Here is a 13,194-nt window from a genome sequence, read left to right as displayed (position 1 = left end):
ACGCTGACCGAAGCCACGCCTTGTTTTGCATAAGGGCGCGTGGCGCCTTTTTTTATGGGTTTTTCCCGCGTATCGAATCATCACGGTCTCCATCGTCGCCCCCACTTTCGCGGGAATGACGGGCAGGCAGATCCGGGGTTCTCGGAACGCTTCAACGTCAATGAGTGCGCCCGCGCAGGCGACTCGATTCAGGTGCAAACATGATTGAAATCACGCTACCCGACGGCAGCAAGCGACCGTTCGATCATCCGGTGACGGTGCAGGACGTGGCTGCCTCCATTGGCGCCGGTCTGGCCAAGGCCACCCTGGCAGGCAAAGTGGACGGCAAACTGGTGGATGCCAGCTTCCCCATCGAGCACAACGCCAATCTTGAAATCGTCACCGAGAAGAGCCCGGAAGCGCTGGATATCCTGCGCCACTCCACGGCGCACTTGCTCGCGCAGGCCGTGCAGCGCCTGTATCCCGGCGCGCAGGTCACCATCGGCCCCGTCATCGACAACGGTTTCTATTACGACTTCGCCTACGAGCGTCCCTTCACGCCCGACGATCTGGTCAAGATCGAGGCGGAGATGGAAAAGATCGTCAAGGAGGCGCTGCCCGTCACGCGCAGCGTGAAGTCGCGCGACGAGGCGGTGAGCTTCTTCCGTGGCATGGGTGAGGCGTACAAGGCCGAGATCATCGAAAGCATTCCGGCGAACGAAGATCTTTCGCTTTATTCGCAGGGCGAGTTCACCGACCTGTGTCGCGGCCCGCACGTGCCCAACACGGGCAAGTTGCGCGCGTTCAAGTTGATGAAGGTGGCCGGCGCGTATTGGCGCGGTGACTCCAACAACGCGATGCTTACGCGCATCTACGGCACGTCGTGGCTCAACGACAAGGATCTGAAGGCCTACCTGCACCAGCTGGAGGAAGCCGAGAAGCGCGACCATCGCAAGATCGGCAAGGCGCTGGATCTGTTCCACCAGCAGGAAGAAGGCCCCGGCATGGTGTTCTGGCACCCCAAGGGCTGGGCCATCTGGCAGCAGGTGGAACAGTACATGCGCCGCGTGTACCGCCAGAGCGGTTACCAGGAAGTGCGCTGCCCGCAGGTGCTCGACGTGTCGCTGTGGAAGAAGTCCGGTCATTGGGACAACTACCAGGAAAACATGTTCTTCACCGAGTCGGAGAAGCACACGTATGCCCTGAAGCCGATGAACTGCCCGGGCCACGTGCAGATCTTCAACACGTCCCTGCACAGCTACCGCGATCTGCCGGTGCGCTACGGCGAGTTCGGCGCGTGCCACCGCAACGAACCCTCGGGTGCGCTGCACGGCATCATGCGCGTGCGTGCCTTCACGCAGGACGACGGCCATGTGTTCTGCATGGAAGAGCAGATCGAATCCGAAGTGACGGCCTTCCACCAGCAGGCCATGAAGGTCTACGGTGATTTCGGCTTCGAAGACATTGCGCTGAAGATCGCGCTGCGTCCCGACAAGCGCATCGGCAGCGACGAAGTGTGGGATCGCGCCGAAGACGCACTGCGTGCGGCACTGGGTGCGGCCGGCGTGCAATGGGAAGAGCTGCCGGGCGAGGGTGCCTTCTACGGCCCCAAGATCGAGTACCACATGAAGGATTCCATCGGCCGCGCCTGGCAGGTGGGCACCATGCAGGTGGACTTCATGATGCCCGAGCGCCTGGGTGCCGAGTACGTGGACGAGAATTCACAGCGTCGTCACCCGGTGATGCTGCATCGTGCCATCGTGGGTTCGATGGAGCGTTTCATCGGCATCCTGATCGAGCATCACGCCGGTCTGTTGCCGACGTGGCTGTCGCCTTTGCAGGCCGCCGTGTTCAGTATTACGGATGCTCAGGCCGACTATGTTCGCGAAGTGGCGCAAACCCTTGTCGATAAAGGTTTCCGCGTACACGCCGATTTGCGCAACGAAAAGGTCGGCTATAAAATCCGCGAGCATACGCTCCAGAAAGTCCCCTACCTGCTGGTCGTCGGAGATCGCGAGAAGGAAGCAGGGGCCGTTTCTGTGCGTACACGTTCTGGCGAAGACCTGGGCAGCATGCCGCTGGCCGCATTCGTCGAACGCCTGGAAGCCGAGACCCGCCGCTAAGCGCGCGGGCCGGCATTAAACAAGAACTCTTCTGGAGGATAGTGGTATCGCTACCACCGACACTAAGGGCAACCGCCGTAACCTTGAGATCCGCGTCCCGCGCGTTCGCGTGATTGGCGCAGATTCGGAACAGCTGGGCATTCTTACCCGCGACGAAGCACTGGCTTTGGCGCAAGAAGCGGGTATGGACCTGGTCGAGATTCAGCCGAACGGCGACCCGCCGGTCTGCCGCATCATGGACTACGGCAAGTTCAAGTTCGAAGCCCAGAAGAAGGCCCAGGCGGCCAAGAAGAAGCAGAAGCAGGTTGAAATCAAGGAAGTGAAGTTCCGTCCGGTCACGGACGTGGGCGACTACCAGATCAAGCTGCGCAACATGCTTCGCTTCCTTGAGGAAGGCGACAAGGTCAAGGTCACCATCCGCTTCCGCGGTCGCGAAATGTCCCACCAGGACCTGGGCCAGAACCTGGCCAAGAAGATCCAGGAAGACGTGGGCGAGAACGGCGTGGTCGAGTCCTTCCCCCGCCTGGAAGGCCGTCAGATGGTCATGATGATCGGTCCGAAGAAGAAGTAAGCTTCGGAAATGATTGAAAAAGCGGCCTTCGGGCCGCTTTTTCTTTTTTTGGGGGGCATCGATGCCTTCAGGCTTCCCGGCCGAAGCGCGCTTTTCCCTCGCCCCTCCGGGGAGAGGGCAGGGTGAGGGGCGGGTGCTCGCGAAAGCGTTTCCAGCCCGGCATTCCGGCGCAGGCCGGAATCCAGCTGAGGCAAGGCTTGGTTATCGCGAAAACCAGGCGCGGTGGCTCTGGGTCCCGGCCTGCGCCGGGACGACGATGAGGGTGGTCCGGCCACCGAGGCCAGGTTGGCCCCTCACCCCAACCCTCTGCCCGGAGGGGAGAGGGAGCCAGGTTGCGGTAAACCCATTCCCCCGCTGGCAAATCCCCCGAATCGTCCGTATAATCGCCGGTTCGACCCACCAGGACGGGTCGTGAACCGATCGTGGCAGGACGGAAAGAGTGGCCTTCCCGGGTCACCGCCAGATCAGTCAGAAACCGGGGTTCAGCCCCATCAGGGAGCATTCCAATGCCCAAGATCAAGACCAACCGGGCGGCTGCGAAGCGTTTTCGCAAGACCGCGTCGGGCAAGTTCAAGGCCGGTCACGCCTTCAAGTCGCACATCCTGACCAAGAAGTCGACCAAGCGTAAGCGCAACCTGCGCGCGACCAACCACGTCAAGGCATGCGACACCAAGGGTGTAGCACGCATGTTGCCGTACTTGTAAGGCGAGGAGATAAACCATGGCTCGTGTAAAGCGTGGCGTTACCGCCCGTCGTCGTCACAAGAAGATCATTGGCCGCGCGAAGGGTTACTACAACGCCCGTCGCAAAGTCTTCCGCGTTGCTAACCAGGCCGTCATCAAGGCTGGTCAGTACGCCTATATCGGCCGCAAGCAGCGCAAGCGTCAGTTCCGCGCCCTGTGGATCGTCCGTATCAACGCTGCGGCTCGCCAGTTCGGCCTGTCCTACAGCCGTCTGATCAACGGTCTGGCCAAGGCCGGCATCACGGTCGACCGCAAGGTGCTGGCGGACATCGCCGTGCACGACATCAAGGCGTTTGGCGCGATCGCTGAAAAGGCGAAGGCCAGTCTGGCCGCTTGATCGTCTTGCGCTTTGCGCGCTGACGATATGATGTGATCAAGCGGGGAGGAGGCCACCAGCCTCCTCCCCGTTTTTATTTGGGTCGCTCGCGATGTTTTGCTCCCTCTCCCCTCCGGGGAGAGGGCCGGGGTGAGGGGACATGTCTTGCCACGGTTTTCAGTCAAAGCGCGTCATGCGCTTTGATCAAGCGATATCGCTAGAGTGACCCCTCACCCTTGCCCACTCTCCCGTACACAAGCTGGTAAACGGGGGAATGGGAATAAAGCGAGAGTCGCATCGATGGATGACTTGGATAGCCGCGCCTCAGCCGCGCTGGCCGATATCGACAAAGCCGACACGCTCGAAGCGCTCGATGCGCTGCGCGTCAGCCTTCTGGGCAAGAGCGGCATCGTCACCGCCGCGCTGAAGGCGCTGGGCGCGTTGTCGCCGGACGAGCGCAAGTCGCGCGGCGCCGAGGTCAACCGCATCAAGGATCACCTTGCCGACGCGCTCGCCGCGCGCAAGCAGGTGCTTGAGCAGGCGGAACTCGATCATCGCCTCGCTTCCGAAACCATCGACATCACGCTGCCCGGCCGTAACGGCGAGCGCGGCGGTATCCATCCGATCACGCGTACGCTTGAGCGCATCAGTGCGATCTTCTCGCGCCTGGGTTACCAGCGCGCCGATGGTCCGGAAATCGAAGACGACTGGCACAACTTCGAAGCGCTGAATTTTCCGCCGCACCATCCGGCGCGCGCCATGCACGACACCTTCTACTTCGGTGATGGCCGCTTGCTGCGCACGCATACGTCGCCGGTGCAGGTGCGTTCCATGCAGGGGCGCCAGCCGCCCATCCGCATCATTGCGCCGGGCAAGGTGTACCGCAGCGATTCCGACCAGACGCATTCGCCGATGTTCCATCAGATCGAAGGCCTGCTGGTCGACGAAACGTCGAGCTTCGCGGATCTGAAGGGCACGCTGGCCGAATTCATCCGCGCGTTCTTTGAGCGCGACTTCGAAATGCGTTTTCGCCCCAGCTATTTCCCCTTCACCGAACCCTCGGCCGAAGTGGACATCCGCTGGGAGACGGAAGACGGCGGTTCGCGTTGGCTCGAAGTGCTCGGCTGCGGCATGGTGCATCCGAACGTGCTGAAGAATTGTGGCATCGATCCGGAGCGTTACACCGGTTTTGCGTTTGGCCTGGGCGTGGAACGCTTTGCGATGCTTCGCTATGGCGTCTCCGATCTGCGCGCGTTCTTCGAGAACGACCTGCGCTTCCTCAAGCAGTTCGCCTAAACGCAGCAGGAACTCACACGCATGAAATTCTCCGAGAACTGGCTGCGCCATCATGTGCCGACCAAGGCATCGCGCGATGAACTGTCCGCGACGCTGACGGCGATTGGCCTGGAAGTGGAAGAGGTCACCGCGCTGGGCGACTCGCTCGACGGCGTGATCGTCGCGCGCATCATCAGCGCGCAGAAGCATCCCGAGGCCGACCGCCTGCAGGTGTGCGAAGTGGATACGGGCAACGGCACCGTGCAGATCGTCTGCGGCGCGCCCAACGCGCGTGCGGGCCTGGTGGCGCCGTTGGCGACCGTGGGCGCAACGTTGCCGGGCGGCATCGCGATCAAGGCTGCCAAGCTGCGTGGCGTCGAGTCGTTCGGCATGCTTTGCTCGGCGAAGGAACTGGGCATCGATCCGGATGCCTCGGGCCTGCTTGAGCTTCCCGCCGATGCGAAGGTCGGCACGCCGCTGGCGACGTACCTGGGTTTGCCGGACGCCAGTATCGAAATCAAGCTGACGCCCAATCGCGCGGATTGCTTCAGTGTGCGCGGCATCGCTTTCGATGTCGCCGCCGCACTGGGTGGCCAGGTCATTCCGCTCGATGCCCAGCCGGTGCCGGCGCAGAATGACGCGACCATGCAGGTCGTGCTCGACGCGGGTGAACGTGTGCCGCGCTTTGCAGGTCGCGTCATCGGCAACGTCGACGCCAGCGTGTCCACGCCGGTCTGGATGGCCGAACGCCTGCGCCGCAGCGGCCTGCGTCCGATCAGCTTCCTGGTCGATGTCACGCAATACGTGATGCTCGAACTTGGCCAGCCGATGCATGCGTTCGACAAGGACAAGCTGGAAGGCGACATCGTTGTTCGTCCCGCGCGTGCCAACGAGAAGCTCGCGCTGCTCGATGGCCGTACCGTCGAACTGGGTGATGACTTCCTCGTGGTTTCCGACAGCGTCGGCGGCAAGGGCGCTCGTGCGGTCGCACTGGGCGGCATCATGGGCGGCGCCGAGACGCGCGTCACCGACACCACGCGTAACGTGTTCCTGGAAGCGGCGCACTGGATTCCGTCGGCCATCATTGGCCGCAGCCGCAAGCTGGGCATGCACACGGATGCCGGGCATCGTTTCGAGCGCGGCGTGGATCCGGAACTGCCCGGGATCGCCGTCGAATACGCCACGCGCCTGATCCTCGACATTGCAGGCGGCATTCCCGGTCCGCTGGTGGATGTCACGCTGCCGGAGCATCTGCGCTCGCCGGAACCGATCCTGCTTCGTCGCGCGCGACTTGCGCGCGTGCTTGGCCTGACCGTTGCCGACGACGAAGTTGCGCGGATCTTCACGGCGCTGGGCATGAAGGTTGAAGCGCAGGCCGATGGCTGGAAGGTCACCGCGCCCAGCCGCCGCTTCGACATCGAGCGCGAAGAAGACCTGATCGAAGAGGTCGCGCGCATCCATGGCTACGAAAACATTCCCACCAGCACGCCGGCGGGTGCTCTGACGCTGGCCGTGGAGCCGGAGGGCCGTCTCAACGAGCTGGCGGTGCGTGAGCAACTGGCCGCGCGTGGCTACTACGAAGCGGTGAACCTGGCTTTCATCGGCAACGATGTGCTCCAGCGCTGGGGTATGACCGAGCAGCTGGTGCCCTTGGCCAACCCGCTGTCGGCCGACCTGGCGGTGATGCGTCCGTCGCTGGTCCCGGGCCTGATCGTGGCGCTCTCGCACAACCGCGCGCGCCAGCAGGAACGTGTTCGCCTGTTCGAGCTGGGTCGCACCTTCCGCATCAGTGCGGAGGCTGCCGCTCGCAAGGATGCGCCGACGGAAACCCCCACGCTCGCCATCGTTGCCTGTGGCAACGCGCACGCAGAGCAGTGGGGTGAGGCTTCCCGCCAGCTCGACTTCCACGACCTGAAGGGCGATCTCGATGCCCTGATCGCCTGGGGCGGCGAGCCGGAGCGTTGGGCCATCCACGCGGATGGCCTTCCCGGCTGGCTGCATCCGGGTCGTGGCGCACGCGTCACCCGTGACGGCAAGACGGTGGGCTTCCTGGGTGCGTTGCATCCGCAGCTCGCTAAAGCCCTGGATCTGGGTGCCGATGCCCATGTGCTGGAAGTGGAGCTGGAGCCGGTACTCGGCCGCCGCCTGCCGAAGGCGCAGCCGGTGCCGCGTTTCCCATCCGTTCGCCGTGACATCGCGGTCGACGTGCCGGAAGCCGTGACCTGGTCACAGATTGAGCAGACCGTTCGCCAGACCCTGGGCAACCAGCTCAAGGAGCTGCGACTGTTCGATCGTTATAGCGGGAAGGGGGTCGAAGTAGGCCGAAAGAGTCTCGCTATGGGCTTGATTTTACAGGACGCTTCACGCACCCTTACCGACGACGACGCTGACCGTAACATTCGTGAAGCAGTCGCCGCGTTGGAGATGGCATGCAAGGCGAAGTTGCGAGGATAAGATGGCGCTGACCAAAGCAGAGATGGCCGAGCGCCTCTTTCTCGAGGTAGGCCTCAACAAGCGTGAGGCAAAAGAATTCGTGGACGCCTATTTCGAGGTGGTCCGCGAAGCATTGGAAAAAGGCGAGCAGGTGAAGCTGTCGGGTTTCGGCAACTTCGATCTGCGTCAGAAAAACCAGCGGCCGGGTCGTAATCCCAAGACGGGCGAGGAGATTCCTATCTCCGCACGTCGGGTGGTGACGTTCCGACCGGGTCAGAAACTCAAGGTGCGAGTCGAGGGCTATGCTGGACCAAGGGAATAACACCGAGCTTCCGGCCATTCCGGCCAAGCGCTACTTCACCATCGGTGAGGTCAGCGAACTGTGTGGCGTGAAGCCGCACGTTCTGCGGTACTGGGAACAGGAATTTCCCGCACTCAACCCCGTCAAGCGTCGAGGCAACCGCCGCTACTACCAGCGTCACGACGTGCTGATGATTCGTCAGATTCGTGGCCTGCTGTACGACGAAGGCTTCACCATCACGGGCGCCCGCGCTCGTCTGGAAGGCCCGCAGGCGCGCATGGAGTCGAGCATTTCGCATCAGATCGTGCGCCAGGTGCGCATGGAACTGGAAGAAGTGCTGGCGCTGCTGCGTCGCTGAGCTTCAACCTTCATCAACGACTTCCGGTACTACCGGCTTAGCTGGTAGACTTGTCGTCTTGCCGATCATCGGGGCGTAGCGCAGCCTGGTAGCGCATCTGCCTGGGGGGCAGAGGGTCGTGGGTTCGAATCCCGCCGTCCCGACCAATTCGGCAACTAAAGTGAAAACGGCGCCCTTGGGTGCCGTTTTTGTTTTGTGCCGCCGGAAACGGCTTCCGTGAATCGTGCGATGACGGTGGGCGCGGTGAGGCCGTGAGCTGCCTATCGGCGGCGGTAAAAGAGCAGGGGCCGGGTGGATGCCATCCAGCCCCTGTGTGAGCGCACAGCGTTCGCTGCAGCGTCAGTGCGCCGTCGCCGTGTAGGGCGTGGACCAGCCCGCCTCATAGGTGCCTGGCGTTTCCGCGCGAGAGGTGGCGTTGACCGTCATCGGGCGGTATTCCGCGCGGGAAATGAGGTTCACGAGCGTGGGCGATTTGGACGCCGAATCCGGCGCCAGCGGCAGTTCGCTCTTGCGGCCCGTGATGCGGTACAGCGCCAGCTTCTGAATACCGCAGGCCACTACATCGCCTTTGGCCTGATGGCAGGCGTCGTTGTCGATGACCATGCTGTCGGTGGAGGGGAAGAAGCCGTCGGTGACGATCACCTCGCCCGGCTTGGCCTCAAAGCGCGCAAAGGGGCGCGTGAGCGTCAGTGCAATCTGCAAGCCGCCTGCATAGTTCTTGTCGACGGCGGTTCGCCAGCCGCCCGCGTCCGTCATGCGCGTTTCGTTGTGGTACTGGTCTTGCCAGGCAACGCAGCCGGTCACGCCGCCACCACTCTGCACCATGGTGCAGCTCGAGCCATCGTAAACCTGCACATTCTGATACTGCGCATCGGCCCAGGCCTGGTGCGTGCTGAACTCGGCGTTGCTTGTGGGCGCGAGCGACGCCATGCCGAGCGCAGGCTTTTCGGTCCACTGCTTGGAACTCAAGGCGGGTAACCCGCTGTGATCCAGATCGTAGGTCAGGCCGATCAGGTCGTAGCTGCCGGGATCGACGATAAACACGCCGTAGAAGATCTTGTTGGCGTAAACCTTCTGGATGTAACCGAACAAGCCCGTCTGATACAGCGAGGATTGGTTGCCCGCCTGCAGCAGGTTGTTGGGATCGCCGCTGGCGTGCCACACCAGCGTGGCCGTCTGGTCGAACCGGAAGGCTTGATGCTTGGGGCCGCCTGAAATCGTTTCGCCAACAGACGCCGCGCTGTATTTGGCATCCACATTCATCATCGGCATGAACACGATGGCCTTGCCGGCCTGTTGCGCACGTTGATAGAGCAGTGCCTGCGCATGACGCATCATGTCGAGGTTCTGGTTTTGTTTTTCCTGGACAGCCGCCAATCGCTCAGCCGCTTCCTTCTGCTGGCTCTTGAAGGGATTGCGCAGGTGAATGCCCGACGTCGACGCCTTTTTCTCTTCCGGCAACGGCGCGCCATGGGCGACGATGGAAACCAGCGTGCAGGCAACCCGGCGCAGACGCTCCTGGCTCACGTTGCCCTGCTCTTTGTTGAGGCGCGTGGAGAAGGACGCAGCATTGAGCGAGGTGTCCATGTCGATGCGCATGGAGACGGCGCGCCGGTCCGGTCCGTTGATGGAGAACGCGCCGTCATTGATCACGCCGGGGTCATCCAGCACCACCGTGATCGTGGCCTTGTTGCCATGCACGGCGCTGGCCGCCAGATGCATGTTCTTCGCCTGGGTGCCGTACGCCTTGAGGTTGTCGATGGTGGCAGGAATGTTGAGATTGCTGCCCAGCGACCACGTGGAATACGTCTCGCCCTGCAACGATGTCTCGAAGCCCGGCATGAAATTGGCCATGCAGATATCGGTGACTTCCTGCGGCGAGGGCGCAGACCCTGATGCTTGCGCATCGGCATTCGAAACGGGTGGGGCGCCACCGACTTGAGCGAATGCGCCAAGCGCGCAAAGCGCGAGCGTGCCGGAGAAAGACCAAACGGGTATGCGCCGTGACAGGCGCGAAAGATGAGCAGATGACACGCGTAGCCTCCTTGCGGTCGATGTGTCGGTGTTTTTCATCAATGGGGGCTCGGCATCCTTGCGCCAGACGTCAGCTCGATACCGATCAGAACGTCCCCGTTTCGAGGGTGACACACGGGCACGCGGCTTTTCAACACGCCAACCGCCGTGAGGCGGCGGGCGCATTGATAGTTGCGAACCACGGCAAATTAGCGCGTGGCCTTGCTTGTCCTTTTCACATCCACAGACAAGGCAGGCAACGCGCCAAGTGTGACCGCCGCGTTGCAGCGGTCGACTGCCTCAATACAGCACGCGGCTGCGCAGCGTGCCCGGAATGGCCGCCAGCTGATCTTTCAATGCGTCCGACTGCTTCTCGTCAGCGGCCACATCGATCACCACATAACCCACTTCGCTGTCGGTTTGCAGGAACTGTGCGTCGATGTTGATGTTGCCGGCGGAGAACAGCTCGTTGATGCGCGACAGCACGCCCGGCATGTTGCGATGGATGTGCAGCAGGCGTCGGCTGCGCGGATGTTCGGGTAGCGACACTTCGGGGAAATTCACCGACGACAGGGTGGAGCCGTTGTCGCTGTAGCGCACGAGTTTGGCGGCCACTTCGATGCCGATGTTGTCCTGCGCTTCCAGCGTGCTGCCACCGATGTGCGGCGTCAGGATCACGTTGTCCATGCCGATCAGCGGCGACACGAAGGCGTCGTCGTTGCCCTTGGGTTCCACCGGAAACACGTCCACCGCCGCGCCACCCACATGCCCCGAACGCAGTGATTCGGCCAGAGCATCGATGTCCACCACGGTACCGCGCGAGGCGTTGATCAGCAGCGAGCCCTTGCGCATGCGCGAGAGCTCCCTGGAGCCGATCATCATCTGCGTCGAGGGTGTCTCGGGCACATGCAGCGTCACCACGTCGGCGCGCTCGAGCAGGTCGTCCAGGCTTTCGGCGGGGCGGGCGTTGCCCAGCGAGAGCTTGGGCTCGATGTCGTAGAAGATCACGCGCATGCCAAGGCTCTCGGCCAGCACGCCCACCTGGGTGCCGATGTGGCCGTAGCCGATGATGCCCAGCACCTTGTCGCGGGTCTCGAAGCTGCCCGCCGCCGACTTGGTCCAGCCGCCGCGGTGGCAAAGGGCGTTTTTCTGCGGGATGCCGCGCAGCAGCATGATGGTTTCAGCAATAACCAATTCCGCCACGCTGCGCGTGTTGGAATAGGGCGCGTTGAACACGGGAACGCCCGCGCGGCGCGCGCTGCCCAGGTCCACCTGGTTGGTGCCGATGCAGAAGCAGCCCACGGCAATTAGCCGTTTAGCCTGCTGAAGCACCTCGTCGGTGAGCTGGGTGCGCGAGCGGATGCCCACGATATGCGCCTCGGCGATACGGGCCTTCAAATCGGCTTCCGGCAAGGCTTTTTCGTGATATTCGATCTGGCTGTAGCCGGCGCGGTGGAAGGTTTCGACGGCGCTGCGGCTGACGCCTTCCAGCAGGAGCACCTTGATGTCTTGTTTCGGGAACGAGGTCTTCATGGGCCGTTGCGCGATGGAGAACATCCGCACTATGCCAGACCTTGGGGCGCTTTTGCGGCGTCGCAACACTGGACGATGCCGTCCAGCGCTGGCAGGCTTGCGGAACACCCGGGGAACGCACCATGACTGATGCTCCACTGGCCGCGCTTTCCGCCCGGCTGCCCAAGCTCCGCCTGCTGACCGATGCCGCCGACCTGGAGCATTACGGTCGTGACTGGACCCGTCGCTGGACGCCTGCGCCGCTGGCCATCGCGTTGCCCGCCGAGGTCGAGGAAGTGCAGGCCATCGTGCGTTGGGCCAACGAGCACGGCGTTGCGGTGGTGCCCTCAGGCGGCCGCACGGGGCTGTCCGGCGGCGCGGTGGCGGCCAACGGTGAGCTGGTGCTCAGCCTTGAGCGCATGAATCGCGTGCTCGCTTTCGATGGCGTGGATCGCACCCTTGCCGTGCAAGCGGGCATGACGCTGCACGCCGTGCACGAGGTGGCGAAAGAACACGGCCTTATCTATCCGGTCGATTTTGCCGCGCGTGGTTCGTGCTCCATCGGCGGCAACATCGCCACCAACGCGGGTGGCATTCGCGTCATTCGCTATGGCAATACGCGCGAATGGATCGCCGGGCTTACCGTGGTCGCGGGCAATGGCGAATTGCTTCAGTTGAATCGCGGGCTGATCAAGAATTCGAGCGGCTATGACCTTCGCCAATTGATGATCGGTTCGGAAGGTACGTTGGGCATCGTGGTGGAAGCTACGTTGCGCCTGACCGATGCGCCGCCACCCTCGCAAGTGATGCTGCTGGCGCTGCCGAACATGGACGCGCTGATGGAAGTGTTCTCACTGTTTCGTGCACGCCTGTCGTTGCAGGCATTCGAGTTCTTCACCGATGTGGCGCTGCGCTACGTGCTGGCGCATGGCGCGCAACGTGCCATCGAGGGGGATCATCCCTTCTACGTCGTCACCGAATTCGATGCCGATGAACGTTCGCAGGACGCCGCCCTTGCCGCCTTCGAAATGGGCATGGATCGCGGATGGATCAGCGATGGCGTGATCGCGCAGAGCGAAGCGCAGGCTGCCGCGTTGTGGCGGCTTCGCGAAGGCATCACCGAGAGTCTTGCGCCGCACAAGCCATACAAGAACGATATCTCGCTGCGCATCAGCGCGTTGCCGGTGTTCCTGCACGAGATCCAGGCGCTGCTGGCCAGCGAGTACCCGCATTTCGACGTGGTGTGGTTCGGCCACATTGGCGACGGCAATTTGCACATCAATGTGCTTCGGCCGGACGACTTGTCCGACGACGATTTCATCAGCCAGTGCGAGCACGTGACCAAGTTGCTGGCCGGAACGTTGCAGCGCCATGGTGGCAGCATTTCTGCGGAACACGGCATTGGCCTGGTGAAGCGCGCCTATCTGGGCAGCACGCGCAGCGCGGCGGAAATCGCCCTGATGCGAGGCGTGAAGCAGGTGTTCGATCCGAACGGTTTGCTCAATCCGGGCAAGCTGTTCGTTTGACCTGGGGTGCAGTGAAAGGCAAGCCCGATAAGCCGCTAAGCCAG

Annotated in this window: 11 protein-coding genes and 1 tRNA gene; 10 read left to right on the top strand and 2 right to left on the bottom strand. The window is 62.7% G+C overall.

What is annotated here, in order from left to right:
• Positions 1-200 precede the first annotated feature (200 nt).
• The 9 genes from thrS to DK366_RS07145 all read left to right on the top strand — a co-directional run bounded on the left by thrS (position 201) and on the right by DK366_RS07145 (position 8,245).
• Positions 201-2,102: a threonine--tRNA ligase gene (gene thrS, locus DK366_RS07185; protein ID WP_109124862.1), complete on the top strand. Its 1,902-nt coding sequence runs from the start codon at positions 201-203 to the stop codon at positions 2,100-2,102.
• Positions 2,103-2,148: 46 nt separating this feature from the next.
• Positions 2,149-2,673, top strand: a complete 525-nt coding sequence (gene infC, locus DK366_RS07180) for a translation initiation factor IF-3 (RefSeq protein WP_304529332.1) — start codon at positions 2,149-2,151, stop codon at positions 2,671-2,673.
• A gap of 506 nt (positions 2,674-3,179) precedes the next feature.
• Complete coding sequence (gene rpmI, locus DK366_RS07175; protein WP_019467379.1) at positions 3,180-3,377, top strand: 50S ribosomal protein L35; 198 nt, start codon at positions 3,180-3,182, stop codon at positions 3,375-3,377.
• 16 nt (positions 3,378-3,393) lie between these two features.
• Positions 3,394-3,753: a 50S ribosomal protein L20 gene (gene rplT / locus DK366_RS07170; RefSeq protein ID WP_017463630.1), complete on the top strand. Its 360-nt coding sequence runs from the start codon at positions 3,394-3,396 to the stop codon at positions 3,751-3,753.
• Between the two features lie 279 nt (positions 3,754-4,032).
• The gene (gene pheS, locus DK366_RS07165; protein ID WP_109124861.1) at positions 4,033-5,028 is read left to right on the top strand and encodes a phenylalanine--tRNA ligase subunit alpha; all 996 of its coding nucleotides are present in this window, start codon (positions 4,033-4,035) and stop codon (positions 5,026-5,028) included.
• A 21-nt stretch (positions 5,029-5,049) separates the two neighbouring features.
• Positions 5,050-7,461, top strand: a complete 2,412-nt coding sequence (pheT, locus tag DK366_RS07160; protein ID WP_109124860.1) for a phenylalanine--tRNA ligase subunit beta — start codon at positions 5,050-5,052, stop codon at positions 7,459-7,461.
• A gap of 1 nt (position 7,462) precedes the next feature.
• Complete coding sequence (gene ihfA / locus DK366_RS07155; protein ID WP_019467382.1) at positions 7,463-7,762, top strand: integration host factor subunit alpha; 300 nt, start codon at positions 7,463-7,465, stop codon at positions 7,760-7,762.
• A complete protein-coding gene (locus DK366_RS07150; RefSeq protein ID WP_019467383.1) occupies positions 7,743-8,099 on the top strand; it encodes a MerR family transcriptional regulator in 357 nt (118 codons plus the stop codon). The genes ihfA and DK366_RS07150 overlap by 20 nt, the downstream gene beginning before the upstream one ends.
• 69 nt (positions 8,100-8,168) lie before the next feature.
• Positions 8,169-8,245: transfer RNA gene (locus tag DK366_RS07145), tRNA-Pro, on the top strand.
• 193 nt (positions 8,246-8,438) lie between these two features.
• On the opposite strand, the gene DK366_RS07140 is transcribed toward DK366_RS07145, so the two are convergent.
• Together DK366_RS07140 and serA are read right to left on the bottom strand one after the other, a co-directional pair.
• A complete protein-coding gene (locus DK366_RS07140; protein ID WP_109124859.1) occupies positions 8,439-9,953 on the bottom strand; it encodes a hypothetical protein in 1,515 nt (504 codons plus the stop codon).
• 459 nt (positions 9,954-10,412) lie between these two features.
• Complete coding sequence (gene serA / locus DK366_RS07135) at positions 10,413-11,645, bottom strand: phosphoglycerate dehydrogenase (protein WP_109124929.1); 1,233 nt, start codon at positions 11,643-11,645, stop codon at positions 10,413-10,415.
• Between the two features lie 122 nt (positions 11,646-11,767).
• Between serA and DK366_RS07130 the strand changes: the two genes are divergently transcribed.
• A complete protein-coding gene (locus DK366_RS07130; protein ID WP_109124858.1) occupies positions 11,768-13,150 on the top strand; it encodes an FAD-binding oxidoreductase in 1,383 nt (460 codons plus the stop codon).
• The last annotated feature ends 44 nt before the right edge of the window (positions 13,151-13,194 follow it).

The sequence above is a fragment of the Dyella sp. C11 genome (genome assembly GCF_003121485.1).
Lineage (GTDB): Bacteria > Pseudomonadota > Gammaproteobacteria > Xanthomonadales > Rhodanobacteraceae > Dyella.
This window is presented reverse-complemented; position numbering and strand designations above follow the sequence as displayed.